Source organism: Streptomyces sp. AHU1 (genome assembly GCF_045343905.1).
Classification (GTDB): Bacteria; Actinomycetota; Actinomycetes; order Streptomycetales; family Streptomycetaceae; genus Streptomyces; species Streptomyces triticiradicis.
This window is the reverse complement of record NZ_CP174283.1, coordinates 5,278,893-5,304,869: the sequence shown is the minus strand read 5'-3', so window position 1 is coordinate 5,304,869 and position 25,977 is coordinate 5,278,893. Positions and strand designations below refer to the sequence as shown.

At 69.3% G+C, this 25,977-nt stretch carries 32 protein-coding genes; 8 read left to right on the top strand and 24 right to left on the bottom strand.

Annotation, left to right across the window (positions count from 1 at the left end; genetic code table 11):
* Nucleotides 1–22: 22 nt before the first annotated feature.
* From rpsH to rpsJ, 16 genes are all read right to left on the bottom strand, one after another.
* Nucleotides 23–421: a 30S ribosomal protein S8 gene (gene rpsH / locus ACICHK_RS23780; RefSeq protein WP_010986352.1), complete on the bottom strand. Its 399-nt coding sequence runs from the start codon at nt 419–421 to the stop codon at nt 23–25.
* Between the two features lie 211 nt (nt 422–632).
* Nucleotides 633–818 (bottom strand): type Z 30S ribosomal protein S14, encoded by a 186-nt coding sequence (locus ACICHK_RS23775; RefSeq protein WP_003948630.1) that lies wholly within the window; start codon nt 816–818, stop codon nt 633–635.
* Between the two features lie 5 nt (nt 819–823).
* Nucleotides 824–1,381: a 50S ribosomal protein L5 gene (rplE, locus tag ACICHK_RS23770; RefSeq protein WP_103549186.1), complete on the bottom strand. Its 558-nt coding sequence runs from the start codon at nt 1,379–1,381 to the stop codon at nt 824–826.
* Entirely contained in the window at nt 1,378–1,701 is a 324-nt protein-coding gene (gene rplX / locus ACICHK_RS23765; protein WP_037626986.1) for a 50S ribosomal protein L24, read from the bottom strand. The genes rplE and rplX overlap by 4 nt, the downstream gene beginning before the upstream one ends.
* Nucleotides 1,702–1,703: 2 nt before the next feature.
* Nucleotides 1,704–2,072, bottom strand: coding sequence for a 50S ribosomal protein L14 (gene rplN / locus ACICHK_RS23760; protein ID WP_003998823.1), 369 nt, complete (start codon nt 2,070–2,072; stop codon nt 1,704–1,706).
* Between the two features lie 100 nt (nt 2,073–2,172).
* Complete coding sequence (gene rpsQ, locus ACICHK_RS23755) at nt 2,173–2,457, bottom strand: 30S ribosomal protein S17 (RefSeq protein ID WP_103549185.1); 285 nt, start codon at nt 2,455–2,457, stop codon at nt 2,173–2,175.
* Complete coding sequence (gene rpmC / locus ACICHK_RS23750) at nt 2,457–2,681, bottom strand: 50S ribosomal protein L29 (RefSeq protein ID WP_003998824.1); 225 nt, start codon at nt 2,679–2,681, stop codon at nt 2,457–2,459. The genes rpsQ and rpmC overlap by 1 nt, the downstream gene beginning before the upstream one ends.
* Nucleotides 2,681–3,100, bottom strand: coding sequence for a 50S ribosomal protein L16 (gene rplP / locus ACICHK_RS23745; protein WP_007443989.1), 420 nt, complete (start codon nt 3,098–3,100; stop codon nt 2,681–2,683). The genes rpmC and rplP overlap by 1 nt, the downstream gene beginning before the upstream one ends.
* A 5-nt stretch (nt 3,101–3,105) precedes the next feature.
* Nucleotides 3,106–3,936 (bottom strand): 30S ribosomal protein S3, encoded by an 831-nt coding sequence (gene rpsC / locus ACICHK_RS23740; RefSeq protein WP_037747976.1) that lies wholly within the window; start codon nt 3,934–3,936, stop codon nt 3,106–3,108.
* A complete protein-coding gene (gene rplV, locus ACICHK_RS23735; protein ID WP_019329637.1) occupies nt 3,936–4,283 on the bottom strand; it encodes a 50S ribosomal protein L22 in 348 nt (115 codons plus the stop codon). The genes rpsC and rplV overlap by 1 nt, the downstream gene beginning before the upstream one ends.
* Nucleotides 4,284–4,325: 42 nt before the next feature.
* Entirely contained in the window at nt 4,326–4,607 is a 282-nt protein-coding gene (rpsS, locus tag ACICHK_RS23730; protein ID WP_015035577.1) for a 30S ribosomal protein S19, read from the bottom strand.
* Nucleotides 4,608–4,619: 12 nt separating this feature from the next.
* Nucleotides 4,620–5,456: a 50S ribosomal protein L2 gene (gene rplB, locus ACICHK_RS23725; RefSeq protein ID WP_151473497.1), complete on the bottom strand. Its 837-nt coding sequence runs from the start codon at nt 5,454–5,456 to the stop codon at nt 4,620–4,622.
* A 39-nt stretch (nt 5,457–5,495) separates the two neighbouring features.
* Nucleotides 5,496–5,912, bottom strand: a complete 417-nt coding sequence (gene rplW / locus ACICHK_RS23720) for a 50S ribosomal protein L23 (RefSeq protein ID WP_037626998.1) — start codon at nt 5,910–5,912, stop codon at nt 5,496–5,498.
* On the bottom strand, nt 5,912–6,568 hold the full coding sequence (rplD, locus tag ACICHK_RS23715) for a 50S ribosomal protein L4 (RefSeq protein ID WP_103549183.1): 657 nt from the start codon (nt 6,566–6,568) through the stop codon (nt 5,912–5,914). The genes rplW and rplD overlap by 1 nt, the downstream gene beginning before the upstream one ends.
* A 5-nt stretch (nt 6,569–6,573) precedes the next feature.
* Nucleotides 6,574–7,218 carry a 50S ribosomal protein L3 gene (gene rplC / locus ACICHK_RS23710; protein WP_020135811.1) on the bottom strand — a complete coding sequence of 215 codons (645 nt, stop codon included), beginning with the start codon at nt 7,216–7,218 and terminating at the stop codon, nt 6,574–6,576.
* 17 nt (nt 7,219–7,235) lie between these two features.
* Nucleotides 7,236–7,544: a 30S ribosomal protein S10 gene (gene rpsJ, locus ACICHK_RS23705; RefSeq protein WP_003948644.1), complete on the bottom strand. Its 309-nt coding sequence runs from the start codon at nt 7,542–7,544 to the stop codon at nt 7,236–7,238.
* A gap of 649 nt (nt 7,545–8,193) precedes the next feature.
* Between rpsJ and ACICHK_RS23700 the strand changes: the two genes are divergently transcribed.
* Nucleotides 8,194–9,231, top strand: a complete 1,038-nt coding sequence (locus ACICHK_RS23700; RefSeq protein ID WP_406838463.1) for a hypothetical protein — start codon at nt 8,194–8,196, stop codon at nt 9,229–9,231.
* A gap of 24 nt (nt 9,232–9,255) precedes the next feature.
* Here the strand turns inward: ACICHK_RS23700 and ACICHK_RS23695 are convergent, their stop codons facing one another.
* The 3 genes from ACICHK_RS23695 to ACICHK_RS23685 form a co-directional block, all read right to left on the bottom strand.
* Nucleotides 9,256–9,822 carry a hypothetical protein gene (locus ACICHK_RS23695; protein ID WP_406838462.1) on the bottom strand — a complete coding sequence of 189 codons (567 nt, stop codon included), beginning with the start codon at nt 9,820–9,822 and terminating at the stop codon, nt 9,256–9,258.
* Between the two features lie 80 nt (nt 9,823–9,902).
* Nucleotides 9,903–10,112, bottom strand: a complete 210-nt coding sequence (locus ACICHK_RS23690; protein WP_406838461.1) for a DUF397 domain-containing protein — start codon at nt 10,110–10,112, stop codon at nt 9,903–9,905.
* On the bottom strand, nt 10,109–10,957 hold the full coding sequence (locus tag ACICHK_RS23685; RefSeq protein WP_406838460.1) for a helix-turn-helix domain-containing protein: 849 nt from the start codon (nt 10,955–10,957) through the stop codon (nt 10,109–10,111). Before ACICHK_RS23685 ends, ACICHK_RS23690 begins: the two co-directional genes overlap by 4 nt.
* Before the next feature lie 139 nt (nt 10,958–11,096).
* Between ACICHK_RS23685 and ACICHK_RS23680 the strand changes: the two genes are divergently transcribed.
* Together ACICHK_RS23680 and ACICHK_RS23675 are read left to right on the top strand one after the other, a co-directional pair.
* On the top strand, nt 11,097–11,582 hold the full coding sequence (locus ACICHK_RS23680; RefSeq protein ID WP_406838459.1) for an ATP-binding protein: 486 nt from the start codon (nt 11,097–11,099) through the stop codon (nt 11,580–11,582).
* A gap of 164 nt (nt 11,583–11,746) precedes the next feature.
* Nucleotides 11,747–12,130 carry a hypothetical protein gene (locus tag ACICHK_RS23675; protein WP_406838458.1) on the top strand — a complete coding sequence of 128 codons (384 nt, stop codon included), beginning with the start codon at nt 11,747–11,749 and terminating at the stop codon, nt 12,128–12,130.
* A gap of 70 nt (nt 12,131–12,200) precedes the next feature.
* Here the strand turns inward: ACICHK_RS23675 and gdhA are convergent, their stop codons facing one another.
* From gdhA to rpsL, 5 genes are all read right to left on the bottom strand, one after another.
* The gene (gene gdhA, locus ACICHK_RS23670; protein WP_406838457.1) at nt 12,201–13,556 is read right to left on the bottom strand and encodes an NADP-specific glutamate dehydrogenase; all 1,356 of its coding nucleotides are present in this window, start codon (nt 13,554–13,556) and stop codon (nt 12,201–12,203) included.
* A 350-nt stretch (nt 13,557–13,906) separates the two neighbouring features.
* On the bottom strand, nt 13,907–15,100 hold the full coding sequence (tuf, locus tag ACICHK_RS23665; RefSeq protein ID WP_406838456.1) for an elongation factor Tu: 1,194 nt from the start codon (nt 15,098–15,100) through the stop codon (nt 13,907–13,909).
* Between the two features lie 143 nt (nt 15,101–15,243).
* Nucleotides 15,244–17,370: an elongation factor G gene (gene fusA / locus ACICHK_RS23660; protein WP_103549170.1), complete on the bottom strand. Its 2,127-nt coding sequence runs from the start codon at nt 17,368–17,370 to the stop codon at nt 15,244–15,246.
* 39 nt (nt 17,371–17,409) lie between these two features.
* Nucleotides 17,410–17,880, bottom strand: a complete 471-nt coding sequence (gene rpsG, locus ACICHK_RS23655; RefSeq protein ID WP_003992340.1) for a 30S ribosomal protein S7 — start codon at nt 17,878–17,880, stop codon at nt 17,410–17,412.
* Between the two features lie 2 nt (nt 17,881–17,882).
* Nucleotides 17,883–18,254 (bottom strand): 30S ribosomal protein S12, encoded by a 372-nt coding sequence (gene rpsL / locus ACICHK_RS23650; RefSeq protein WP_003948652.1) that lies wholly within the window; start codon nt 18,252–18,254, stop codon nt 17,883–17,885.
* Nucleotides 18,255–18,685: 431 nt separating this feature from the next.
* Between rpsL and ACICHK_RS23645 the strand changes: the two genes are divergently transcribed.
* From ACICHK_RS23645 to ACICHK_RS23625, 5 genes are all read left to right on the top strand, one after another.
* The gene (locus ACICHK_RS23645) at nt 18,686–19,387 is read left to right on the top strand and encodes a Crp/Fnr family transcriptional regulator (RefSeq protein WP_225860902.1); all 702 of its coding nucleotides are present in this window, start codon (nt 18,686–18,688) and stop codon (nt 19,385–19,387) included.
* Nucleotides 19,388–19,739: 352 nt separating this feature from the next.
* Entirely contained in the window at nt 19,740–20,738 is a 999-nt protein-coding gene (locus ACICHK_RS23640) for a hypothetical protein (RefSeq protein ID WP_406838455.1), read from the top strand.
* Complete coding sequence (locus ACICHK_RS23635; protein WP_406838454.1) at nt 20,735–22,915, top strand: hypothetical protein; 2,181 nt, start codon at nt 20,735–20,737, stop codon at nt 22,913–22,915. The genes ACICHK_RS23640 and ACICHK_RS23635 overlap by 4 nt, the downstream gene beginning before the upstream one ends.
* A gap of 3 nt (nt 22,916–22,918) precedes the next feature.
* Nucleotides 22,919–24,382, top strand: a complete 1,464-nt coding sequence (locus ACICHK_RS23630; protein ID WP_406838453.1) for a PE-PGRS family protein — start codon at nt 22,919–22,921, stop codon at nt 24,380–24,382.
* A 41-nt stretch (nt 24,383–24,423) separates the two neighbouring features.
* Nucleotides 24,424–25,974 (top strand): M48 family metalloprotease, encoded by a 1,551-nt coding sequence (locus tag ACICHK_RS23625; RefSeq protein ID WP_406838452.1) that lies wholly within the window; start codon nt 24,424–24,426, stop codon nt 25,972–25,974.
* Nucleotides 25,975–25,977 lie beyond the last annotated feature (3 nt).

The window sequence follows — 25,977 nt, the reverse complement described above, 5'->3', positions numbered from 1 at the left end:
CTGTTTCCTCCGTTCCCTTCCGCTACCAGACGTAGGCGAGGACTTCTCCGCCTACGCCCTTCTTGCCGGCCTGCTTGTCGGTGAGGAGCCCGTGCGACGTGGAGATGATCGCCACGCCGAGGCCGCCCAGCACCTTGGGCAGGTTGGTGGACTTCGCGTAAACCCGGAGACCGGGCTTGGAGATCCGCTTGATGCCCGCGATGGAGCGCTCACGGTTCGGGCCGAACTTCAGCTCGAGAACGAGGTTCTTGCCGACCTCGGCGTCCTCGACCTTCCAGCCCGTGATGAAGCCCTCCTGCTGGAGGATCTCCGCGATGTGCGACTTGATCTTGCTGTGCGGCATACCCACGGTGTCGTGGTACGCCGAGTTCGCGTTACGCAGACGCGTAAGCATGTCTGCGATCGGATCAGTCATGGTCATGAATTGGCCTTCGGCCTCTCTCGCCGGGGTTTCCTGTATGCGCCATCCCTCTCCCCACTCATGGGCGGGACGGGTGCGGTGCGGGGACCTACGGCGTAGTAAGTCGTGTGGGCGTCAGGCGCCCAACCCTCCTAGCCTAAGCCATGGAGAGCTGGGCACCCGACAGAGCCCGTTGCTTACCGAGAGCCCTGGAATCCCAGAATTACGGGGACTACCAGGAGCTCTTGGTCACGCCCGGCAGCTCGCCACGGTGAGCCATCTCACGAAGGCACACGCGGCACAGGCCGAACTTGCGGTACACGGAGTGCGGACGACCGCAGCGCTGGCAGCGCGTGTAGCCACGCACACCGAACTTGGGCTTACGAGCAGCCTTGGCAATCAGAGCCTTCTTCGCCATCTCGCTTACGCCTCCTTGAAGGGGAAGCCGAGGTGACGGAGAAGGGCACGGCCCTCAGCGTCGTTGGTCGCCGTGGTCACCACGGTGATGTCCATGCCCCGGGTACGGTCGATCTTGTCCTGGTCGATCTCGTGGAACATGACCTGCTCCGTGAGACCGAAGGTGTAGTTGCCACGGCCGTCGAACTGCTTGGGGGACAGACCACGGAAGTCGCGGATGCGCGGGAGCGCGAGCGACAGGGTGCGGTCCAGGAACTCCCACATGCGGTCGCCACGGAGCGTGACGTGGGCACCGATCGGCTGACCCTCACGCAGCTTGAACTGCGCGATGGACTTGCGGGCCTTGGTGATGGCCGGCTTCTGACCGGTGATCGTGGTGAGGTCACGGACGGCACCGTCCATGAGCTTCGAGTCACGGGCGGCGTCGCCGACACCCATGTTGACCACGATCTTCACGAGGCCCGGCGTCTGCATGACGTTCTCGTAGGAGAACTCTTCCTGCAGCTTCGCCGCGATCTCCTCGCGGTACTTCGTCTTGAGACGCGGAGTGGTGGTAGCCATCAGATGTCCTCACCCGTCCGCTTGGCAACGCGGATCTTGTTGCCCTCTTCGTCGAAGCGGTAACCGACGCGCGTGACGACCTTGTTGCCGTCCTTCTCAACGACCAGCTGGACGTTGGAGACGTGGACGGGCGCCTCGGTCGTGACGATGCCGCCGGCCTGCGAACCCTTGGCGGTGGGGCCGGCCTTCGTGTGCTTCTTGACCCGGTTGACACCCTCGACCAGGACGCGGTCCTCGCGGGGGAAGGCCGCGATGACCTTGCCCTGCTTGCCCTTGTCCTTACCGGTGATGACCTGGACCAGGTCGCCCTTCTTGATCTTCATGCTTACAGCACCTCCGGCGCGAGCGAGATGATCTTCATGAACTTCTTCTCGCGCAGCTCACGGCCGACGGGGCCGAAGATACGGGTGCCACGAGGGTCGCCGTCGTTCTTCAGAATGACGGCGGCGTTCTCGTCGAAGCGGATGTACGAGCCGTCCGGACGGCGGCGCTCCTTGACGGTGCGAACGATGACGGCCTTGACGACGTCACCCTTCTTCACGTTGCCGCCGGGGATCGCGTCCTTGACGGTGGCGACGATGACGTCACCGATGCCCGCGTAGCGGCGACCGGAGCCACCGAGCACACGGATGCAAAGGATTTCCTTCGCACCAGTGTTGTCGGCGACACGCAGTCGCGACTCCTGCTGGATCACGTCTATCTCCTGATTGTCTGCCGGTTCCCGGGGCGGGGCCGTCTAGGACGGTCCCGCCCCGAGCCTGGCGGAACGAACCTGAGGGAAACCCCTCAGGTAATTACTTGGCCTTCTCGAGGATCTCGACGATGCGCCAGCGCTTCGTCGCGGACAGCGGCCGGGTCTCCATGAGGAGGACGCGGTCGCCGACGCCGGCGGCGTTCTGCTCGTCGTGGGCCTTGAGCTTGCTCGTACGGCGGATGACCTTGCCGTACAGCGCGTGCTTGACGCGGTCCTCGACGGCGACGACGACGGTCTTGTCCATCTTGTCGCTGACGACCAGACCCTCACGGGTCTTGCGGAAGCCGCGCTCGGTCTTCTGCTCAGTCACGTTGCTCTCGCTCATCAGGCGCTCTCCACCGTCTCGATGCCCAGCTCGCGCTCACGCATCAGGGTGTAGATCCGCGCGATGTCCTTGCGGACGGCCTTCAGCCGACCGTGGTTCTCGAGCTGACCGGTCGCCGCCTGGAAGCGGAGGTTGAACAGCTCTTCCTTGGCTTCGCGGAGCTTCGCGAGAAGCTCCTCGTCACCCAGTTCGCGCAGCTCGGACGCCTTGGTACCGGCCGACATCACGCTTCACCTGCCTCGCGCTTGACGATCCGGCACTTCATCGGCAGCTTGTGGGCTGCGCGAGTGAGGGCCTCACGGGCGATCTTCTCGTTGGGGTAGGACAGTTCGAACATGACCCGGCCCGGGTGCACGTTCGCGATCCACCACTCCGGGGAACCCTTACCGGAACCCATGCGGGTCTCGGCAGGCTTCTTCGTGAGCGGGCGGTCCGGGTAGATGTTGATCCAGACCTTGCCGCCACGCTTGATGTGGCGGGTCATCGCGATACGAGCCGCCTCGATCTGGCGGTTGGTCACGTACGCCGGCGTGAGGGCCTGAATGCCGTACTCGCCGAACGCAACAGTCGTACCGCCCTTGGCCATACCACGGCGCTTCGGGTGGTGCTGCTTGCGGTGCTTGACCCTACGGGGGATCAGCATGTCGGTCAGGCCTCCGTTCCGGTGCTCTCAGCCGGAGCGGCGGCGGGAGCCTCGGCCTTGGGGGCCTCGGCAGCCGGAGCCTGCTGCGGCTTACGACCGCGACCGCCACGCTCGCCACCGCGGCCACCACGGCCGGCCGGGCGGTCGGCGCCGCCACGGGCCGGGCGGTTGCCCGCGCGGGCAGCAGCGTTCTCGGCGCGGACCTCGGCGATGTTCTTGACGTCGCCCTTGTAGATCCAGACCTTCACGCCGATGCGGCCGAAGGTCGTCTTGGCCTCGAAGAAGCCGTAGTCCACGTTCGCGCGGAGCGTGTGCAGGGGCACACGGCCCTCGCGGTAGAACTCCGAGCGGGACATCTCGGCGCCACCGAGGCGGCCACCGCACTGGATCTTGATGCCCTTGGCGCCGGCCTTCATGGCGGACTGCATGCTCTTGCGCATGGCCCGACGGAAGGAGACGCGGGAGGAGAGCTGCTCGGCGACGGCCTGAGCAACCAGCTGAGCGTCCGTCTCGGGGTTCTTGACCTCGAGGATGTTCAGCTGGACCTGCTTGCCCGTGAGCTTCTCGAGGTCGCCGCGGATGCGGTCGGCCTCGGCGCCACGACGGCCGATGACGATGCCGGGACGGGCGGTGTGGATGTCCACACGCACGCGGTCACGGGTGCGCTCGATCTCAACCTTCGAGATGCCGGCGCGCTCCATGCCGGACGTCATCATCCGACGGATGGCGACGTCTTCCTTGACGTAGTCCTTGTACAGCTTGTCGGCGTACCAGCGGGACTTGAAGTCCGTGGTGATGCCGAGCCGGAACCCATGCGGGTTAACCTTCTGGCCCATTACCGGGTTCCTTCCTTGCTGCTGACGACCACGGTGATGTGGCTGGTCCGCTTGCGGATCCGGTAGGCACGGCCCTGGGCGCGCGGACGGAACCGCTTCAGGGTCGGACCCTCGTCGACGTACGCCTCGGAGATGTAGAGGCTGTCGGCGTCGGTGTGGTCGTAGTTGTGCGCGGCGTTGGCAATGGCGCTGTCAAGCACCTTGCCGACCGGCACGCTCGCGGCCTGCGGGGCGAAACGCAGGACCGCCTGAGCCTCCGTGGCATCCATGCCACGGATAAGGTCCACCACGCGGCGGGCCTTCATGGGCGTAACGCGGATGTACCGCGCCTGGGCCCTGGCTTCCATGGTTGTCCTTCCAGTGTCTGTCATGGTCATTCCACCCCGCTACTAGCGGCGCTTCGACTTCCGGTCGTCCTTGACGTGACCCCGGAAGGTGCGCGTCGGCGAGAACTCGCCGAGCTTGTGGCCGACCATCGACTCGGTGACAAACACCGGAATGTGGGTCTTGCCGTTGTGCACCGCGATCGTGTGGCCGAGCATGGCCGGGATGATCATCGAGCGACGGGACCAGGTCTTGATGACGTTCTTGGTACCGGCTTCGTTCTGGGCGTCCACCTTCTTGACGAGGTGGCCGTCGACGAAGGGTCCCTTCTTGAGACTGCGCGGCATCTAAACCCGCTCCTAGCGCTTCTTGTTCGTCTTGCGGCGGCGGACGATGTACTTGTTCGAAGCCTTCTTCGGCGAACGAGTACGACCCTCCTTCTGACCCCACGGCGAGACCGGGTGACGACCACCGGAGGTCTTGCCCTCACCACCACCGTGCGGGTGGTCAACCGGGTTCATCGCCACACCGCGGACGGTCGGGCGGACGCCCAGCCAGCGCTTGCGGCCGGCCTTACCCCAGTTGATGTTGCTCTGCTCGGCGTTGCCGACCTCGCCGACCGTGGCGCGGCAGCGCTGGTCGACCAGGCGGATCTCACCGGAAGGCATGCGGAGGTGGGCCATGGAGCCCTCCTTCGCGAGCAGCTGCACCGAGGCACCGGCGGAGCGGGCGAACTTGGCGCCGCCACCGGGACGGATCTCGATCGCGTGGATCGTGGTACCGACCGGGATGTTGCGGATCGCCAGGTTGTTGCCCGGCTTGATGTCGGCCCCGGGACCGTTCTCGACGCGGTCACCCTGCGACAGGTTGCGGGGGGCGAGGATGTAGCGCTTCTCGCCGTCCGCGTAGTGAAGCAGCGCGATGCGCGCGGTGCGGTTGGGGTCGTACTCGATGTGCGCGACCTTCGCCGGCACGCCGTCCTTGTCGTGACGACGGAAGTCGATCACGCGGTAGGCGCGCTTGTGTCCGCCACCCTGGTGGCGAACGGTCACACGACCGGCGTTGTTACGGCCGCCCTTGCTGTGCAGCGGGCGGACCAGCGACTTCTCCGGCGTGGACCGCGTGACCTCGACGAAGTCGGCGACGCTGGAGCCACGACGGCCCGGCGTAGTCGGCTTGTACTTGCGGATTCCCATTTCTCAGTCCTCGTCCGATATTCGGACCAGGGCGCTCCGTTAGGAGGCCTGGCCGAAGATGTCGATACGGTCGCCCTCAGCGAGGGTCACGATCGCGCGCTTGCTGTCAGCACGCTTGCCGAAGCCCGTCTTGGTCCGCTTGCGCTTGCCCTGACGGTTGATCGTGTTGACCCCGGTGACCTTGACCGAGAAGACCGCCTGGACGGCCTGCTTGATCTGGGTCTTGTTGGCCCGCGGGTCCACGACGAAGGTGTACTTGCCCTCGTCGAGCAGCGCGTAGCTCTTCTCCGAGACGACCGGCTTGAGGAGCACGTCACGGGGGTCCGTGAAGGACTTGCTCAGCGGGGTCTCGACGGTGTTCTTGCCCTCGGCCTCGTGGCGCTTCGCCTTGGCGACGCGCGCGGCCTTGGCGGCCTTGGCCGCCTTGGAGGCAATGCTCGGGTGACGCGTAGCCATCAGGCTTCGCTCCCTTCGGTGTCAGCGGCCTGGGGGCCAGACACGAAGGACTCGAAAGCGGCCTGGGTGAAGACCACGTCGTCCGAGACGAGAACGTCGTACGTGTTCAGCTGGCCCGGCTCCAGGATGTGGACCTGGGGCAGGTTGCGCGCGGAGAGCAGCGCGGCCTCGTCGGAGCGCTCGATGACCAGGAGCACGTTCTTGCGCTCGCTGACCTTGCCGAGGAAGCTCTTGGCGGCCTTGGTGGAGGGGGTCTCGCCCTCGATCACGCCGGTGATGACGTGGATGCGAGCGTTACGGGCCCGGTCGGTGAGGGCGTGGCGCAGGGCCGCGGCCTTCATCTTCTTCGGGGTCCGCTGCGAGTAGTCACGCGGGGTGGGGCCGTGGACGACGCCACCGCCGGCGAACTGCGGCGCACGGGTCGAACCCTGGCGCGCGCGGCCGGTGCCCTTCTGGCGGTAAGGCTTCTTACCGCCACCGCGGACCTCGCCACGACGCTTGACCTTGTGCGTGCCCTGACGGGCGGCGGCCAGCTGCGCGACGACGACCTGGTGAAGCAGCGGAATGCTGATCTTCTCGACGTCGAAGATCTCGGCCGGGAGCTCGACGGTCCCGGCGTTGTCGCCGGAGGGCGACAGAATGTCAATGGTGGTCATAGTCCTCAGGCCCCCTTGGCCGCGGTGCGGACCAGGACGAGGCCGCCGTTCGGACCAGGAACCGCGCCCTTGATGAGGAGCAGGCCCTTCTCCGCGTCAACGGCGTGAACGGTCAGGTTCTGGGTGGTGACCCGCTCGTTGCCCATGCGACCCGCCATGCGGAGGCCCTTGAACACACGGCCCGGGGTGGCGCAGCCACCGATGGAACCGGGGGAGCGGTGCTTGCGCTGGGTGCCGTGTCCGGCGCCGAGGCCCTTGAAGTTGTGACGCTTCATGACACCGGCGAAGCCCTTGCCCTTGCTCTTGCCGGTCACGTCCACCTTGATGCCGGCCTCGAACACCTCAGCGGTGATCTCCTGGCCGAGGGTGTACTCGCTGGCGTCAGCGGTACGGATCTCGACGAGGTGGCGGCGGGGGGTGACGTCGGCCTTCGCGAAGTGGCCCTTGAGGGGCTTGTTCACCTTGCGCGGGTCGATCTCGCCGAACGCGATCTGGACGGACTCGTAGCCGTCGACGTCGTTCGTACGAACCTGGGTCACGACGTTCGGGCCGGCCTTGACGACGGTGACCGGAACAACACGGTTGTTCTCGTCCCACACCTGCGTCATGCCGAGCTTCTCGCCGAGGATGCCCTTGATCTGCTTAGCCATTCTCAGATCACCGATCCCTAGAGCTTGATCTCGATGTCGACACCGGCCGGGAGGTCGAGTCGCATCAGAGAGTCAACGGTCTTGGGCGTGGGGTCGAGGATGTCGATGAGGCGCTTGTGGGTGCGCATCTCGAAGTGCTCGCGAGAGTCCTTGTACTTGTGCGGCGACTTGATGACGCAGTACACGTTCTTCTCAGTGGGCAGCGGCACCGGGCCCGCGACCGACGCACCAGTGCGGGTCACCGTCTCGACGATCTTCTTCGCCGAGGAGTCGATGACCTCGTGGTCGTAGGCCTTGAGCCGGATGCGGATCTTCTGTCCCGCCATGGCTACTCAGTAGTCCTTTGTCTCGATTTAAACGCTCTGGCACTCGGGGGTTCGCGCCTCGTTCTCCGACCCACGCGGTCGGGTGTGTCGCGCTCCTGGCGACAGGGATATCCGTCACGGATTTCCCTACCAGGGACACGGCTCAGCCCTAGAGCAACCGCATGACCGGGAGCGAGAACACCCACCGGGCGCCTGGCCTGCACCCCGCTGACACTTCCCGGAAGATTCCCGTACGTCCGCCCCAGTGCTGCCTCGCGACAGGTTGGGCGACGAGTACTGTGGGACTCGCTTCCAGTCCTCCCGACGGGAGGCGCGCAGCATCGGCACTCGACCGAGCAACCCCGTTAGTCTGCCATACCGGACGCCCCCCTGGCCAATCGAGCCGAGGATCGTACCCCTAAGGTGACGCAGATCAAACCCGGCCCGACGGGAACGGGGGACTTGCCCGAAGAGTCCCTTCCGGGCGGTCCGCCCCGCCCGCGCCGCACCCGAACCCCGACGCCCGCCCGAACGGCGTCCGACCTGCCCGGAAGCGCCCCGGGGACCGCCCGGGAGCGATCACCCACTCCGCCTCCGGCGCCCCCGTCCGATCGGGTTCCGGCTCGTCTCCCTCGATCGCGACCGCCGGTGGGCCCGTAGCCTCGCCCCCATGTCCCGCACCACTCCCCCGCGCCCCCTCGACGTCACCTCCCTCTTCCCCGAGCTCGCGCCCCTGGCCCGCACCGCCGTCCGGCTGCATCCGCGCCCAAGTACCCCTACGGTCAAGGACAGTTCGATCGGCGGTCCGCTGCTGTGGCCCGCCGACGAGCCCTGGCCCACCTGCCCGGACCACGACGCGCCCGCGCATCTCGGTGTGGTCCCCGGTGACGTACGGCGGCAGCGGCGCATCCTCGCCGAGGCCTGGACCCGGCCGCGCGCGGAGGGAGCCGACCTGCTCACCCCCGAGGAGCGGGAGATCGTCGACCGCGCCGACGACGAGAGGCGGATACCGCAGGACGGCCCGGTCCCGCTCGTCCCCGTGGCCCAGCTCTACGCGGCCGACGTCCCGGAGCTGCCCCGCCCGGCCGGCACGGACCTGCTGCAGGTCCTCTGGTGCCCGTTCGACCACGACGAGGACTACCTCCCCGCCGTGGAGCTGTACTGGCGGTCCTCCGCCGACGTCACCGACCCGCTCCCCTCGGCCCCCGAGCCCTCGGTGATCGGCAACGACGACTACCTGCCCGAGCCCTGTCTCCTCCACCCCGAGACGGTCACCGAGTACCCGGCCCCGCACGAGCTGCCCGAGGAACTGGCGGACCGGATCCACGCCTGGGAGGACGAGCAGGACCTGGACGACGAGGACGAGGGCGAGGGCGAGGGCGAGGAGAACGTCGTCGGCTACCAGTACGACCTCAGCGTCGCCCCCGGCTGCAAGCTCGGCGGCCACGCGCCCTGGAGCTTCAGCGACCCGTTCCCGATGTCCTGCTCCGCGTGCGGCTCGGACGTCCGCCCGCTGCTGACGATCGACGGCTCCGAATGGGACGGCGGCAGCGGCAGCTGGCGCCCCCTGGAGGACGCCGACTACGACGGCCTGCACTTCCTCGGCCCGGCCTGCGCCACGAAGCTCACCATCGGCCGGGGCTACAACCTGCAGATCTATGTGTGCGTGGCGTCGTACGACCATCCGCACGTCCAGAACATGCAGTGACCGTTCCCGGGGGCGGGGCGGGTCTCACCCGGGCGCGAGCAGCCGCTCCAGTTCCGCGTCGTACGCCCTGTAACCCGCCTTGCCGTGCTCCGGCGCACCGGCGTCCGGGCGCAGGACGTCGGGCAGGTTCGCCACCCGCCACGTCCGGAACACGCCCTCCGGAGTGCTGCGGCCGGCATCGCCCACGAGGTCACAGGCGATGCGCACGACCTCGGCGGCCAGGCGCCCACCCTCCCCGGCGTCCACCCCTGCCGCGACTCCGGCGGTCACCAAGGCGTCCAGCAGCTCGGCCAGTTGGAGGTCGGCGCCCATGCGGCACATCCGGCGCACCACCTCCGGGTCCCTCAGGTACGCGGGGTCCTCCGCCGACTCCGGGACCCAGGCGACACCCGCCGACCAGAGCAGCAGGAACTCCGGGGTCACCGGGTGCTCGCGCAGATACCCCAGCTCGTCCGCGACGGCCATGACGGGGTCGTCGAACCGGCCGATCGCCCGGACCGCCGCCATGATCCGCGCGACCTCCTCGCCCCTGGGAGCCAGGAAGTCCCCCACCGAGACATCGGCCAGATCCCAGGTGCGGGTGTGGTTCACCGCGCCGATCTCGACGACTCCGCCGAGGGCCGCGAAGACGGTACGGGCGTGGCTCTGCGGGTGGATCTCCGCTCCCCCGATCAGCCCTGAGCCGCGAAGGCGACGAACGCCGCCCAGGCCGCGGGGGCCATCGCCAGGCGGGCACCACCCGGGTTCTTGGAGTCACGGACGTGGATCGCGGTGGGGGTGGGGGCTATCTCGACGCAGTCACTGGGGTTACTGCTGTCGCTGTAGCTGCTCTTGGACCACATCAGCCCCGAGGCGTCCTCGGGGGAGGTCACGTGGGTCATGTCTCTCCCAGCAGTTGCTCGATGAAGGCCAGCGACTCCCCCGGCGAGAGAGCTTGGGCCCTGATGATGCCGTACCTCAGTTCGAGAATCCTGAGCTGTCTCGGGTCGGAGACCGGACGCCCATTGAACTCGTCGTCGGTCCGCCCCACTGCCGTGCCGTCTCCGAACTTCAACACCTGGATCCGCCCAGCCGCGCCGGGGTGTTCAGCACGCGCAGTGGGCATCACCTGGAACTCGACCTGTGCCAACTCTGCCATCTCCAGCAGATGTTCGAGCTGACAGCGGTGCACCAACTCGCCTCCCACGGGACGGCGCAGGGTCACCTCTTCCTGTACGAAGCTGAGTTCAGGTACGGGTGATCGGGTGAAAATCGACCCCCTGGCCATACGCGCGGCCACTGCGCGCTCCAGCTCGTCCCGTGACAGCGTGGGCCGCCACGTACCGAAGAGCGCCCGCGCGTACTCCTCCGTCTGCAACAACCCATGAATGTTGTGGTTGCTGTACAGGAGCAACTCGACCGCCCGCTCCTCCAGCATCTTCAGCTCGCGCACCTTCTTCGGGTACCGGGCCTTCTCCATGTCCTCCTTGAAGGCCCGGAGACGCCCGCCGGCGTTCAGGACGTCGTCCGCGCGGTCCAGGAAGTCCGCCCGGGGGATCCGGGCGCCGCGCTCCACCTTGCGGACCAGGTCCTCCCCGTACCCGATGGCCCGCCCGAACTCGACCACCCGCATCCCGGCCGCCTCCCGCCAGAGCCTGACCTGGCGGCCGGTCGCCTCGACGACCGGGGCGACCTCGTCCTCGGGGCTGACGTCCCACCCCGGCTCGTCCGCACTCTCGCTGCTCACACCCACCCACCTCCAACGCGAACCGTCCTCGTACGGCACCCGGGACAGCCGGGACAGATCAGGACAACGACCGGACAGTCCCGGTACGTACCGATGTCATCGCAGCTCACAGTAGGCAACGTCGGCCACGCTGAGTGACGTGAATCAGGAAACCGCCGGGTGCGAAGCCCAACGCGTCGAGCCCGTCCGCAACTTCAGCGTGCTGCTGTCCCCCACGTCACGCGGTGCCCGTCTGGCCAGGCTGCTCGCGACCGAACAACTCCGCTCCTGGGGAATCCCGTTGAGCCCGGCCGACCAGATCGTCGCGGAGCTCGCGAACAACGCGGCGACGCACGGCCGCGTACCGGGACGGGACTTCCGCCTCACGCTGTACGTCGTCGGCGACACCCTCCGCATCGAGGTGACGGACACCATGGGTGACCGGCTTCCCCGGCTCTGCGCGCCGGAGGCCGACATCGAGTCGGGCCGCGGCCTGCTCCTGGTGGACGCGTTCGCGGACCGCTGGGGCGTGACACCAGGACCGCCCCCACGCAAGACCGTCTGGGCGGAGTGTGCCATGACACCATCCCCCCGGACGGCCCCCGGTACGCGCCCCGTAAGGACTTCGTCCACGGCGAGGACGTGACCATCGCCGACCGGACCATCTCCACGACGGACCTGCCGCTCCACCCGAGCACCTGACCCGGCCTCGGCCCGCCCTCCGAAGCCGCGGAACGTACAAGAAGGCTTCCGCTTCCCCTGCCCGTCAAGGGCTTGTCAGGCCGCCGGGCCCGTTTCATGATCCGGTTCATGTACAGACGAAGACGCATAGTGGGCACGTATCTCGGAGCGGCCCTCGCCGTCGCCGCGCTGCCCGGCATCTCGCTGGTCCTCGACGACTCCCCGTGGGAACTGATCCTGTGTGGTGCCGTCTTCCTCGTCGTGAACCAGCTGATCCACTGCTACCCGAGCTCCGTCCGCACCGCTCCCCCGGTCGCGCTGCTCGTCCTCGCCGCGATCGGGATCGTCCAGGACACGCTGCTCTGGCTCCTCGTTTCGTGGATCGGCTCCCAGATGGACTACGGCGTCCACGTGGACGGCTTCCTGACGGCCCTGGCGGGCGGCGCCGTCATGCGTCTGACGGTCCTCGCCGTCATGGCGATCGGGCCCCAGCCCGTGCCCGAGGCCGCCTGAACCCGCGCGGGACACGGAAAGGGCCCGTACCGGCCGATGCCGTACGGGCCCTTTCCGGAGTCCGGATCCGTCAGATCACGCCCTGCTCCAGCATCGCGGAAGCGACCCGCTCGAAGCCCGCGATGTTCGCGCCGCTGACGTAGTCGCCCGGGACGCCGTAGCGTTCGGCGGTCTCGTGGCAGATGGCGTGGATGCCGTTCATGATGCCCGTCAGCTCGTCCTCGACCCGCTCGCGCGACCACGAGGTGCGGGCGTGGTTCTGGCTCATCTCCAGCGCGCTGACCGCGACACCGCCGGCGTTGGCCGCCTTGCCGGGGCCGAAGGCGACGCCCGCCTTCTGGAAGAGGCGGACCGCCTCGGGGGTGGTGGGCATGTTGGCGCCCTCGGAGACCGCCTTGACGCCGTTGCCGATCAGGGTGGCCGCCGCGGTCGCGTCCAGCTCGTTCTGCGTGGCCGAGGGCAGCGCGACATCGCCCGGAACGTCCCAGACGCTGCCGCCCGCGACGAACCGCGCCGACGCGCCGCGCCGTGCCGCGTAGTCGGAGACCCGGCCGCGCTCGACCTCCTTGACCTGCTTGAGCAGTTCGAGGTCGATGCCCTTGTCGTCGACGACGTAGCCGGTCGAGTCGGAACAGGTCACCGCGTTGGCGCCGAGGGCGGCGAGCTTCTCGATGGTGTAGGTCGCGACGTTCCCGGAGCCGGAGACGACCGCGGTCTGGCCCTCCAGGTCCTCGCCGCGCTCCCGCAGCATGGCGGCGGCGAACAGGACGTTGCCGTAGCCGGTCGCCTCGGGCCGGATCAGCGAGCCGCCCCAGTGCGTGCCCTTGCCGGTCAGGACACCGGCCTCCCAGCGGTTGGTGATGCGGCGGTACTGGCCGAACATGTAGCCGATCTCCCGGCCGCCCACGCCGATGTCGCCCGCCGGCACGTCCGTGTGCTCACCGATGTGCCGGTACAGCTCCGTCATGAACGACTGGCAGAACCGCATGACCTCGGAGTCCGACTTCCCGCGCGGGTCGAAGTCGCTGCCGCCCTTGCCGCCGCCGATGCCGAGACCGGTCAGGGCGTTCTTGAAGATCTGCTCGAAGCCGAGGAACTTCACGATGCCGAGGTTCACCGACGGGTGGAAGCGCAGACCGCCCTTGTACGGGCCGAGCGCGCTGTTGAACTCCACGCGGTAGCCCCGGTTGACCTGGACCTTGCCGTGGTCGTCCTGCCACGGGACACGGAAGACGATCTGCCGCTCGGGCTCCACCAGGCGCTCGACGAGGGCCGCGTCCCCGAACTCCGGGCGCTGCGTCAGGACCGGGGCCAGGGTCTCGAGCACCTCGTGCGCGGCCTGGAGGAACTCGGGCTGCGCCGGATTGCGCCGCTCGATGTCGGCCAGCAAGGAGGCGATACGGCTCTTCGTGTCAGGACGGGTCACCTGGGGTCCCTTCAGACGGGGGTGCCGGAACGGCCGACCGGGTTCGGTTCGACAGGTCGGTTCCGGCGGCATTCGTGCACGGAGCAGTCGGCCCCCGTCCGGAGGCGGGAGACCGTCCCTACAGTCTTCCTCCTCCATTACGGACGCGTTACGTGATTCTTTCGACATCCGCCAAGAATCGTTTCACCTGCGGGAATCACCCCGCCGCCACCAGGGGGTTCACACTTCGTATACATGTACGACCGCTGCCCGGGAGGGGTGGGCATGCGAAAGGGGCCCGTACGACCGAAGTCGTACGGGCCCCTTCGTGGAGCTCAGCTCAGGCTGAAGCTACCGGGTCAGGCACAAGGTCACTTCGTGATCTTGGTGACCTGGCCGGCGCCCACGGTCCGGCCACCCTCACGGATGGCGAACTTCAGGCCCTCTTCCATGGCGACCGGCTGGATGAGCTGGACGGACATCTCGGTGTTGTCGCCCGGCATGACCATCTCGGTGCCCTCGGGGAGGGTCACAACGCCCGTCACGTCCGTCGTACGGAAGTAGAACTGCGGACGGTAGTTGTTGAAGAACGGCGTGTGGCGGCCACCCTCGTCCTTGGACAGGATGTAGGCCTGGGCCTCGAACTCGGTGTGCGGGGTGACCGAACCCGGCTTGATGATGACCTGGCCGCGCTCGACGTCCTCGCGCTTGATGCCACGGAGGAGCAGACCGACGTTCTCACCGGCCTGGCCCTCGTCGAGCAGCTTGCGGAACATCTCGATGCCGGTGACCGTGGTGGTGGTCTTCTCGGTCTTGATGCCGATGATGTCGACGGTCTCGTTGACCTTCAGGACACCACGCTCGATACGGCCGGTGACGACCGTACCGCGACCGGTGATCGTGAAGACGTCCTCGACGGGCATGAGGAACGGCTTGTCGACGTCACGAGCCGGGGTCGGGATGGACTCGTCGACGGCGGCCATGAGGTCCAGAACGGTCTGGCCCCACTCCTTGTCGCCCTCGAGCGCCTTGAGCGCCGAGACCTTGACGACCGGCAGGTCGTCGCCCGGGAACTCGTACTCGGAGAGGAGCTCACGGACCTCGAGCTCGACGAGCTCCAGGATCTCCTCGTCGTCCACCATGTCGGCCTTGTTCAGGGCGACGACGATGTACGGAACGCCGACCTGGCGGGCCAGGAGCACGTGCTCCTTGGTCTGCGGCATCGGGCCGTCGGTGGCGGCGACAACGAGGATGGCGCCGTCCATCTGCGCCGCACCCGTGATCATGTTCTTGATGTAGTCAGCGTGACCGGGGCAGTCGACGTGGGCGTAGTGACGGCCCTCCGTCTGGTACTCGACGTGCGCGATCGAGATCGTGATACCGCGCTGGCGCTCCTCGGGAGCCTTGTCGATCTGGTCGAAGGCCGAGGCCTCGTTCAGGTCCGGGTACGCGTCGTGCAGCACCTTGGTAATGGCGGCCGTGAGGGTCGTCTTACCGTGGTCGATGTGACCGATGGTGCCGATGTTGACGTGCGGCTTAGTCCGCTCGAACTTCGCCTTCGCCACTGGGGTCCTCCTACGGAGTGGTTCTGTACGCCTTACTCATCGGCGCCAGGTGATCTTTGCTGGGGTGCCGCCCGCCGGGGTTGTCCCTTGCCGGTAAAACCCCGGCGGTCGGTGTCAAGCCTAAAGCGTGTAAACGAGGTGTGTTACTCGCCCTTGGCCTTCGCGATGATCTCCTCGGCGACGTTCCGCGGAACCTCGGCGTAGGAGTCGAACTGCATCGAGTAGCTCGCGCGACCCGACGTCTTGCTGCGGAGGTCTCCGACGTAGCCGAACATCTCCGAGAGCGGGACCAGACCCTTGACGATCCGGGCGCCCATGCGCTCCTCCATGGCCTGGATCTGGCCACGGCGGGAGTTGATGTCGCCGATGACCTCACCCATGTAGTCCTCGGGCGTGGTGACCTCGACGGCCATCATCGGCTCGAGGAGCACGGGCTTGGCCTTGCGCGCGGCCTCCTTGAAGGCCTGCGAACCGGCGATCTTGAAGGCGAGCTCGGAGGAGTCGACCTCGTGGTAGCCACCGTCGAGAAGAATGACGCGGACGCCCGTCATCTCGTAGCCGGCCAGGATGCCGAACTGCATGGCCTCCTGCGCACCCGCGTCGACCGAAGGGATGTACTCCTTCGGGATGCGGCCACCGGTGACCTTGTTCACGAACTCGTACGAGGCGTCGCCGCCCTCGATCGGCTCGATCGCGATCTGCACCTTGGCGAACTGACCGGTACCACCGGTCTGCTTCTTGTGCGTGTAGTCGTGACGCTCGACGGCCTGACGGATCGTCTCGCGGTACGCGACCTGCGGCTTGCCGACGTTGGCCTCGACCTTGAACTCACGGCGCATACGGTCGACCAGCACCTCGAGGTGCAGCTCGCCCATACCACCGATGATGGTCTGGCCGGTCTCCTCGTCCGAGTGAACCTGGAAGGAGGGGTCCTCCTCCGCGAGACGCTGGATGGCGACACCCAGCTTCTCCTGGTCACCCTTGGACTTGGGCTCGATGGCGACCTGGATGACCGGAGCCGGGAAGTCCATGGACTCCAGGATCACCGGGCTCTTGTCGTCGGACAGCGTCTCACCGGTGGTGGTCTGCTTCAGGCCCATGACGGCGACGATGTCGCCGGCGCCCACCGACTCGATCTCCTCACGCTTGTTCGCGTGCATGCGGTAGATCTTGCCGATGCGCTCCTTCTTGCCCTTGACGGAGTTCAGCACGGCGGTGCCGGACTCCAGGCGGCCCGAGTAGACCCGGACGAAGGTGAGCTTGCCGAGGTGCGGGTCGCTCATGATCTTGAACGCCAGCGCGGACAGCGGCTCCTCGTCGGACGGCTTGCGCTTGACGACCTCCTCCGGGTTGTTGACGGCGTGGCCCTCGATGGCCTCGACGTCAAGCGGAGTGGGGAGGTAGCGCACGACCGCGTCGAGCAGGGGCTGAACGCCCTTGTTCTTGAACGCGGTGCCACAGAACACCGGGGTGACCGTGACGCCGTCGGACTTGCCGGACGCGATGGTGATGCGACGGATCGCGGCGTACAGCTGCTCCTCGGTGGGCTCCTGGCCCTCCAGGTACAGCTCCATGATCTCTTCGTCGTTCTCCGCGACGGTCTCGACCAGCTTGCCGCGCCACTCCTCGGCGGCCTCGGTGTGCGTGGCCGGGATGTCGACGACGTCGTACATCTCGCCCTTGGCCGCCTCGGCGGACCACACGAGCGCCTTCATGCGGACCAGGTCCACAACGCCCTTGAAGTCCATCTCGGCACCGATCGGGAGCTGCATGACGATCGGGACCGCGCCGAGGCGGTTCTCGATCATGTCCACGCAGCGGTGGAACTCGGCGCCGGTGCGGTCCAGCTTGTTCACGAAGCAGATGCGCGGCACGCCGTAACGGTCGGCCTGACGCCACACCGTCTCGGACTGCGGCTCGACACCCGCGACACCGTCGAACACCGTGACGGCACCGTCGAGCACGCGGAGCGAACGCTCCACCTCGACCGTGAAGTCGACGTGCCCGGGGGTGTCGATGATGTTGATCGTGTAGTCGTTGTCCTCGAGCGGCCAGTGACAGGTGGTGGCAGCAGAGGTGATCGTGATGCCACGCTCCTGCTCCTGCTCCATCCAGTCCATGGTGGCAGCGCCGTCGTGGACCTCACCGATCTTGTAGCTGACGCCGGTGTAGAAGAGGATCCGCTCGGTGGTGGTCGTCTTGCCCGCGTCGATGTGGGCCATGATCCCGATGTTGCGGACCCTGGCCAGGTCAAGTGAAGTGGTAGCCATGAGGCTTCAGTCTTCTCTCGGTCTCGATGGGGGTAGCGACTACCAGCGGTAGTGCGCGAAGGCCTTGTTGGACTCGGCCATCTTGTGGGTGTCCTCGCGCTTCTTCACAGCGGCACCGAGGCCGTTGGAGGCGTCGAGAAGCTCGTTGAGCAGACGCTCGGTCATGGTCTTCTCGCGACGTGCGCGGGAGTAACCGACGAGCCAGCGCAGCGCGAGCGTGTTGGCACGACCGGGCTTGACCTCGATCGGAACCTGGTACGTCGCACCACCGACACGGCGGGACTTGACCTCGAGGGTCGGCTTGATGTTCTCCAGCGCGCGCTTCAGCGTGATGATCGGGTCGTTGCCCGTCTTCTCACGCAGACCCTCCATGGCGCCGTAGACGATGCGCTCGGCGGTGGAGCGCTTGCCGTTCAGCAGCACCTTGTTGATGAGGGAGGTCACCAGAGGAGAGCCGTAGACCGGGTCGATGATGACCGGGCGCTTCGGGGCGGGGCCCTTACGAGGCATTCTTACTTCTCCTTCTTGGCGCCGTAGCGGCTGCGGGCCTGCTTGCGGTTCTTGACACCCTGGGTGTCGAGGGAGCCGCGGATGATCTTGTAACGAACACCCGGCAGGTCCTTCACACGGCCGCCGCGCACGAGCACGATGGAGTGCTCCTGCAGGTTGTGTCCCTCACCCGGAATGTAGGCCGTGACCTCGATGCCGCTGGTCAGACGCACACGCGCGACCTTACGCAGGGCCGAGTTCGGCTTCTTCGGGGTGGTCGTGAACACACGCGTGCAGACGCCGCGACGCTGGGGCGAACCCTCGAGTGCGGGCGTCTTGTTCTTCTCGACCTTGTCCTGCCGGCCCTTCCGGACCAGCTGCTGGATCGTAGGCACTACTTCTCCGGTTTCTGTGTGCCGAATGGTGAAGCTAACCTGGAACGCCACCGACCCACGCGGTCGGGTGTGTCGAATGCTGCAGACCCCTCGCCGCAAGGCGAAAAGGGCGCAGATCGCGGTGACCGCTTACGGCTCCCCTTGCGGTCTGAAGGCACGCACGAGAGCCAGGGCACACCCCAGGCACAAGGTATGAGCGTACCTACCTCACGGACTTCGGTCAAAACAAATGCCGTGGTGCCCGACACGCCGGACTTCTCCCGATCCATTCTCGGGGTACTTCACACTTGGCGCAGCTTGTCACCGGTTCCGCGATGAAAGTCCGTGATTCGTCCGCGGCGCACACACTGGGTGAGTACGTTGACCCGTTGCCGCGCATCGGTCACCGTGCGTCGGCCGACGGGGCCGATCGGGGGACGGGGGATGGACTCGTGACGGCTGGATCCTTAGGCGGGGACGAGAGCCTGGACGACCGGGTGCCGTTCCTGGCGCGACTGGAGAGCGAGGACCGCTCCGCGCTGCTCTCCCTCGGCCGCGAGCTGTCCTTCACGACCCGGACGGTGCTCCTGCGCCAGAGCGAGCCCTCGTCGCACGTGCTGATCGTGACGCACGGCTGGACGAAGGTGACGGCGGCCGCCGCCAACGGCTACGAGGCACTGCTCGCGCTGCGCGGCCCCGGCGACATCGTCGGGGAGTCCGCCGCCCTCACCGGCCGGCCGCGCTCCGCGACGGTGACGGCCCTGGAACCGGTCCGCACCGTCGCCCTCGTGCGCGAACACTTCCGGGACTTCCTCGCCCGCTCCCCCGCGGTCTCCTTCGCCCTCCTCGGCCTCACCTCCGACCGCACCCGCGCCGCCGACCGCCGCCGCCTGGAGTTCGCCTCCATGAGCGTCCGCGAGCGCTTCGCGGCGCTCCTGCTCGACCTGGCCCGCACGAACGGCCGCCGCACCGAGGAGGGCATCGAGCTCTCCGTCCCGCTGAGCAAGCAGGAGCTGGCGGGTTCGGTGGGGGCGTCCCGGGAGATGGTCCAGCGGCTCCTGAAGGAACTCCGCGAGCGGGACGCGGTGCTGACGGGGCGCCGGACGATGGTGATCCTGCGCATGGACGTCCTGCGGCGGATCGCCCGGGGATGAACCGACGGCTCCCGCCCGGGCGCGGCCACGACTCCGCTCCCCGCACCGACAGCCGGCCCCGAGGCACGCTCACGCCCCGCACCACCTGCCCGTGCCGGGTCACTCTCACGACTTCGCCCGGCGGCGGTCCGTCGCGCCGCAGGCCCACGCCCCCTCCCCGCGCCGACCGCCCGTGCCGGGTCACGCCCACGGCTCTGTGGCCCGACGGGCGGTCGCCGACCGCCGGGGCTCCCGTGACGGCGGACCGCTTCTGTGCACACGGTCACACTCCGAGTGGGACATCCGCCCTCACACCCGCCCCACCGGTGACGCCAACCTGCTTGCCAGGCGAGTCCCCCACCGAAAGGCGACCATGACCGATCCCGTGAGCCGGACGATCCTCCTGCTGGACATCGAGAAGTACAGCGACCGGGACGACGTGGAACAGGCCTATCTGCGCCGGATGCTGTACGACATCACGGACCGCGCGCTGGAGAGCGCCGGCATCGACGAACGGCTGCGCCTGCGGGCGGACCGCGGCGACTCGGTGATGGAGCTGATCGACGCCAACGCCTCCGTCACGGCACTGCTGCGCACCCTGCTCGCCGAGGTGCCCGAGCTGCTCCGCTCGGTCAACCGGACGGCGTCCAGCTCGGCCCAGATCCGGCTGCGCGGTGTCGTCGCCACCGGATACGTCGCCGTCGACGAGCGCGACGGCTGGGTCGGCTCCGACCTCAACCACGCCTGCCGGCTCCTCGACGCCCACCTGCTGCGCGCGGCCCTGCGGGAGCGGCCGGACGACTTCGCCCTGTGCGTCTCGGAGAACGTGCACTCCGGGATCGTGCGGCACGACCACCCGGGCATCCCGGCGGACGGCTTCCACCCGGTGACGGTGGACAGCAAGAACGGACCCCTGCGGGCCTGGCTGCACGGCCCGGTTCCGCGCGGGGCGGACGACCACGGTGAAAGAGGGGGAGCCCCGGCGCCGGACTGCTCGGGGGAGAGCCCGGCGCCGGGGGCGGCCGGATCGAGGGCGGCCGAATCGGCGGCTGCCGCCTCCGGGCCGCGCGAACCGCGCGAGTCCGCCCGATCCGAGCAGCCCGAGAGGTCCGAGTCGGCCGAGCAGCCCGAGGGGTCCGAACCGGCCGGGCAGCCCGAGGGATCCGAGTCGGCCGAGAGGTCCGAGTCGGCCGAGGAGCCCGCGCGGCAGCCCGCGGCGACCGCCGCGCCGCCCGCGGGCGTCGTCTTCAACTTCGGCTCCGGATCCCCCAGCTTCGGCGGGAGCCTCGTCGCGGGGGACCAGCACGGGGTGTCCGGCGGGCAGGTCACCGGGGACGTCCACCTGGGCAGGAGCGGGGGTGAGCCCGCGTGACGGCGCCAGCGCCCGCACGGGACGGCTTCGACGACGTACCGCCGCCGGACGCGCCCCGGCCGCCCGGACCGCACCCGGATCCGGAGGCGGGCACCGAGGCGGGCGGGCCCGAGGAGGAGACCCAGGAGGCCAGGGCCGCACAGCGCGAACTCGTCGCGCACACCCCGGGGTTCATCTTCAGCGAGGCCGCCTCCTTCGGCGGCAGCCTGGTCGGCGGGGCCCAGCACGGGGTGTCGGCGGGCGGCTCGGCCCGTGATGTGTTCATGGGCGGCAAGACGGAGATCCACCACCACGCGGCCTCCGCGTCGGCGGCGTACGTCTCCGGCGAGATCCCCCGGCAGCGGCTCGACGCGCTCGCCGCGGTCTTCGTCGAGGGCCCCTCCTTCGCCGCCGCCCTGGCCCGGCTGCGCGACGAGCGCGTCCTGGTCCTCGCCGGCGCCCACTCCACCGGCCGCCACTCCGCGGCCCTCATGCTCCTGCACCACCTGGGCGTGCCCGCCGTGCACGCGCTGTCCGCCGAGACCGGCCCGGCGAACCTGGGCGTCCAGCTCACCGCACCCGGCGGCCACGTCCTGCGCGACCTGCCGCTGAGCCGCAACCGTCCGCTGCGCGACACCCATCTGTACGCGGCCCGCGACCGGCTCGCGAAGAACGACGGCTACCTGGTCGTGACCCTGGAGAACTCCCCCTTCCTGCTGGGGGTCACCCCCTGCGTCTGGGAGCCCCCGGAAGCGGCCGCGGTACTGCGCGCCCACCTGGCCGACCTGCGGAAGGACACCGAGGACGGCTCCGGCCTGCTCGCCCTCGGCCCCGTCCGCGACTTCCTCGCGCGCGGCGCCCACCGCCCCGCCGAGGTGGCCCGGTTCGCCGTCGAGGTCGCCCGTTACGACGGCGGCGAACAGGCGGCGGCCCGCCTCGCCGACTTCGGGCACGCGGCGGTCGAACAGCAGTGCCGGGAGTGGCTCGGCGACCCCGAGTCCACCCTGCGCGACAAGGCCTTCCTCATCTCGCTCGCCGTCTTCGACCAGGCGCCCTACGTGCTCGCCGCCGAACTCGCCGACAAGCTGTACGTGCACTTCCAGCGGCTCCAGCACCCCGAGCAGCCGCCGGAGATCCCGGTGTTCGGACTGCCCGCCGAGACCAGGCTGGAGCGGGCACGCGCCGAGGGCGAGTTACGCAACGAGGACACCGACTGGGGACCGGTCCCGCAGTTCACGGCCCGCTTCAAGAAGGAGAACACCCCCCGGGTGCTGCTCGGCGAGGTCTGGACGGGCCATCCGTCGGCCCGTCCCGCGCTGGTCGCCTGGCTCAGGGACCTGGCCCGCGACAGCCGTCCGGTCGTCCGGACCCGGGCCGCCGCTGCCACCGCGCTGCTGGCCCGCGCCGACCTGCCCTCGGCGATGGCGCTGCTGATCGACGGCTGGGCGGTGTCCAAGGCCTTCGGTCCCCGCGTCACCGCCGCGAACACCCTCACGCTCGCCCAGCTCCTCGACGCGCCCGTCGTCCTGCGCCTGCTCACCCAGTGGTGCACGGACACCCACTGGGGCCGCCGCTGGACCGCGATCCGCGCCTTCGGCCTGCTCACCCCGCTGCGCCCCGACCTCGCGGGCCCGGCGCTGAGCGCGCTCGCCGCCCGCGCCCGTGCCGGAGGCAGCAACAGGACCGAGTCGAACAACCTGGTCGACTCCACGGCCCTGCTCCTCTCGGTGGGCGCGCGGCGCGGCGAGATGCTCTCCGAGCTGGTGCGCCTGCTCCACCACGACACGGCCTCGGTCCGGGCGCTCGCGCTGGCCGCGTTCGTGCGCGCCTGCGACAACGCGGAGGAGGGCGCGCTCGTCGAGTGGTACGCCGACACCGGCATGTACGAGCTGGACTCGGCCCGCGACCTGGCCACCCTCTGGCGGACCGCGCTCGGCGACCGCGGACACACCCGTGGCGCCCTGACCGCCCTGCAGACCTGGGTACGGCTGGCCGAACGCCGGGCGGACGTCGCGCAGGCCCTGGAACTGCTGCTGCCCGCGCTGGTCGTCACCGCAGACGACCGCAAACGGCTGAGCCACGAACTGGTCAACCTGCGCGCCCCGGACGGCGGCCCGCGCCCACCCGTGGCCGACCGCCTGCTCGGCCTCCTGACCCCCTCCACCCCAGATCCGTCGAGAGATCCATCGAGGAGTTGAACCATGGCGGAGTTCCGCCGTCAGCCGGAGTGGCAGCAGGACGCCAACCGGCACACCGCGCTCATCGACCCGGTGCTCACCGTGCGGCCGATCGCGCGCTTCGACTACACCGTCCGCCGCGCGGTCACCGCGATCGACCACGCCCTGGTCTTCGCCACCACGAAGGGTGAGTACGACGTCTACATCCCGCCGCACCGGCCCAGCCGCTCGGACGCGGCCACCCGCCGCTACACCTCCGTCTACGAGGTGGACATGGGCAGCCACCCCGTCCAGCTCGCGCTGGAGATGCCGAGCGACGACGACGCGTTCTCCTTCGGCGCCACGGCCGATCTGACCTGGCGGGTCGCGGACCCGATCGCGTACGTGGCGAGCGGCGAGCGCGACGTGCCGACGCGGCTCACCCGTGAGCTGCACCAGCTCGCGCGGCCGGTGAGCCGCGCCTTCTCCATCGAGGACAGCCCGGCCGCCGAGCGCGCGGTCCAGCGGGCCGTGGAGGAGGGCGGTTTCGCGGCGGGCATCGGGCTCGCCGTGACCTGCGCCGTACGGCTGCGGCTGGACGACGAGGCCATCGCGCACCGGCGGCGGCAGCGGAGCCTGCGCTACGAGTCCGACATGCTCGACCCCGAGCACGAGTTCCGGCTCCGGCTGGCCCGGCAGCAGCACGAGCTGGAGATGCTGCGCCAGCAGCAGGACCACCATCTGATCGCCGAGAAGATCAACTTCTACCAGTACCACCTCCAGCACGGAGGCGTCGCCGCCTGGGCCCTGCACCTGTCCCAGCACCCCGAGGACACCAAAATGGTCGTCGGGTCCATCCAGAAGGACCAGCTGTCCATCATCAGGGGCCAACTGCAGGCCATCGCCGGGGACAGCATGGAGGACTTCCAGAAGGCGGAGTCGGCGCGTTCGACCCTGCGGGCCGTCGACGAGCTGATCCAGCAGCAGACGCCTCCGGCGCAGGGGGCGCTGCCCGCCGGGGCGGCGCCCGGACAGCCGCAGACGCCGCCCCAGCGGCCGTATCCGGGCCAGTCCCCCTATCCCGGCCCCTCTCCCCAGCCGCCGTACATGGGACAGCCCCCGTACGCGGGCCCGCCCCCGTACGCCGGACAGCCCCCGTATGCGGGCGGGCAGCCCTCGTACGCGGGCGGCACGGGTGACACGGGCGGGCAGGCGCCGTACGCCGGGCAGCCCTCGTACGCGGGCGGCACGGGTGACACGGGCGGGCAGGCGCCGTACGCCGGGCAGCCCCCTCACGCGGGCGACCGGCCGCCGTACACCGGCGGTGCGGGCGCCGGGTCCCCCGTGGTGCCCGGACAGCCCGGCAGTCCCCCGGCCCCGTACGGACCGCCCTCCACGACGCCCTACCCGGCGGCCGGGCCCGCCCCGGCCGTGCCCCCGGTGCCCGGCCTCCCCGACGGCGCCCGGGCCGCCGTGCCTCCCGCCCTGCCGGACGGCGAGCCCGCGTGACCACCCCCGCACAGCCACCAGCCGCACCGTAAGGAGCCGTCATGTCCCAGCCTCCAGGCCCGGCCCACGAGCCCTCGTACCCCGGGCCCCCGTACCCGGGAGCCGCGACCCCGCCGCCCGAATACCCCGGAGCCTCCGCTCCCCCGCCGCAGTACCCCGGGGGACCCGGCCCCGGCGGACCGGGACCGCAGTACCCGGGGCCGGGAGCCGGAAGCCCCGCACCGCAGTACCCGGGAACGGCGGCCGCAAGTGCCGTGCCCCAGTACCCGGGAGCGGGGGCGGGTGCGGCGCCGCAGTACCCGGGAGCCGGAAGCCCCGCACCGCAGTACCCGGGGGCCGCGGCCGCTCCCCCTCAGTACCCCGGGAGTCCCGGGCCCGGCGGGCCGGGGCCGCAGTACCCCGGGGCGGCGGCCGGAAGCACCGCGCCGCCGTACCCGGGAACGGCCGGCCAGGCCCCCCAGTACCCGGGGGCGGGGAACCAGGCCCCCCAGTACCCCGGGAACCCCGGACCCGGCGGTCCCGGGCCGCAGTACCCCGGGGCGGCGGGCCCTGGTCCGCAGTACCAGGGAGCCGACCCGCGGTCCGCGGGGCAGCAGCCGGAGCCGAAGCCGTTCATCCCGCGGCCCGCCGTCGCGCCCGACGACCTCGACTACCGCCACCAGGGCTCACGCGTCCATCTGGCGAGCCATCAGCGGGGCGCCGACGCCACCGCCATCGGGCAGCTGGCCACGCAGATCCCCGGCGCCCTGGTGAGCCTCGCCGTGGTGTCGGCCCTCGCGCTGGGGATCTGCGGCACGGTCGTGGGCTGGCTGGTCGTCGTGGCCTGGGTGGCCTCCGGAGCGCTCGTCTTCCACCGGCCCACCGAGCTGCGCTTCGCCCGGCACGTGCTCAAACTGCGGGAGCCGCTGGCCGAGGAACGCGCCCGGCTGGAGCCGATCTGGCGCGAGGTCACCGCACGGGCCGGGATCGAGGCGAACACCTACGAGCTGATGGTGGAGAACAGCGACGACCTGAACGCGGTCGCGGTCGCCGGCCACGTCGTCGGCGTCACCACCTACTCCCTCAACAAGATCCCCAGCAGCAACCTGGCCGCCGTGCTCGCCCACGAGCTCGGCCACCACACCGGCGGTCACGCCTGGGCCGGTCTCCTCGGCTACTGGTACTCGCTGCCCGGCCGGCTCGCCTGGGCCTTCACCCGCGGGATGGCCAGGATCGCGCTCGCCGTCGCCGGGGTCTTCTCCGCGGCCGCGACCGGGCTGCTGATCCTCTTCATGGGGATGTTCGTGGTCGCCGGTTTCCTCGTCGCCTGGTACATCACCGTCCCCCTGGTCGTGGCGCCCTACCTCCTCGCCTGGGCGGGCCGCCTCGGCGAACTGCGCGCCGACCAGCAGTCCGCCGCCCTCGGCTTCGCGCCCGAGATGGCCGAGGTCCTGCGCCACTTCCAGGCCGAGGAGGACGCGGCGAAGTCGGCCGCCGCCGCCCAGGGCAAGAAGCTCCATGAGCCCACCGGACTCGCCAGACTGCTGTCCACCCACCCCGACAACTACACCCGGCTGCGCGCCCTGGAGCCGTACCTCCAGCTCCCGCGCTGAGAC

Bases quoted from the DNA above. Each gene is read 5' to 3' on its own strand.
- rpsJ (WP_003948644.1), bottom strand. From the start codon at position 7,544: ATGGCGGGACAGAAGATCCGCATCCGGCTCAAGGCCTACGACCACGAG.
- ACICHK_RS23690 (WP_406838461.1), bottom strand. From the start codon at position 10,112: ATGACCCACGTGACCTCCCCCGAGGACGCCTCGGGGCTGATGTGGTCC.
- ACICHK_RS23675 (WP_406838458.1), top strand. From the start codon at position 11,747: ATGTACAGACGAAGACGCATAGTGGGCACGTATCTCGGAGCGGCCCTC.
- rpsG (WP_003992340.1), bottom strand. From the start codon at position 17,880: ATGCCTCGTAAGGGCCCCGCCCCGAAGCGCCCGGTCATCATCGACCCG.
- rplX (WP_037626986.1), bottom strand. From the start codon at position 1,701: ATGAAGATCAAGAAGGGCGACCTGGTCCAGGTCATCACCGGTAAGGAC.
- rpsS (WP_015035577.1), bottom strand. From the start codon at position 4,607: ATGCCGCGCAGTCTCAAGAAGGGACCCTTCGTCGACGGCCACCTCGTC.
- rpsQ (WP_103549185.1), bottom strand. From the start codon at position 2,457: ATGAGCGAGAGCAACGTGACTGAGCAGAAGACCGAGCGCGGCTTCCGC.
- ACICHK_RS23625 (WP_406838452.1), top strand. From the start codon at position 24,424: ATGTCCCAGCCTCCAGGCCCGGCCCACGAGCCCTCGTACCCCGGGCCC.
- rpsC (WP_037747976.1), bottom strand. From the start codon at position 3,936: ATGGGCCAGAAGGTTAACCCGCATGGGTTCCGGCTCGGCATCACCACG.
- rplV (WP_019329637.1), bottom strand. From the start codon at position 4,283: ATGGAAGCCAGGGCCCAGGCGCGGTACATCCGCGTTACGCCCATGAAG.
- rplW (WP_037626998.1), bottom strand. From the start codon at position 5,912: ATGGCTACGCGTCACCCGAGCATTGCCTCCAAGGCGGCCAAGGCCGCC.
- rplC (WP_020135811.1), bottom strand. From the start codon at position 7,218: ATGGCTAAGCAGATCAAGGGCATCCTCGGCGAGAAGCTCGGCATGACG.
- fusA (WP_103549170.1), bottom strand. From the start codon at position 17,370: ATGGCTACCACTTCACTTGACCTGGCCAGGGTCCGCAACATCGGGATC.
- ACICHK_RS23640 (WP_406838455.1), top strand. From the start codon at position 19,740: ATGACCGATCCCGTGAGCCGGACGATCCTCCTGCTGGACATCGAGAAG.
- ACICHK_RS23700 (WP_406838463.1), top strand. From the start codon at position 8,194: ATGTCCCGCACCACTCCCCCGCGCCCCCTCGACGTCACCTCCCTCTTC.
- rplP (WP_007443989.1), bottom strand. From the start codon at position 3,100: ATGCTGATCCCCCGTAGGGTCAAGCACCGCAAGCAGCACCACCCGAAG.
- rpmC (WP_003998824.1), bottom strand. From the start codon at position 2,681: ATGTCGGCCGGTACCAAGGCGTCCGAGCTGCGCGAACTGGGTGACGAG.
- ACICHK_RS23775 (WP_003948630.1), bottom strand. From the start codon at position 818: ATGGCGAAGAAGGCTCTGATTGCCAAGGCTGCTCGTAAGCCCAAGTTC.
- rplB (WP_151473497.1), bottom strand. From the start codon at position 5,456: ATGGGAATCCGCAAGTACAAGCCGACTACGCCGGGCCGTCGTGGCTCC.
- rpsH (WP_010986352.1), bottom strand. From the start codon at position 421: ATGACCATGACTGATCCGATCGCAGACATGCTTACGCGTCTGCGTAAC.
- ACICHK_RS23630 (WP_406838453.1), top strand. From the start codon at position 22,919: ATGGCGGAGTTCCGCCGTCAGCCGGAGTGGCAGCAGGACGCCAACCGG.
- rplD (WP_103549183.1), bottom strand. From the start codon at position 6,568: ATGACCACCATTGACATTCTGTCGCCCTCCGGCGACAACGCCGGGACC.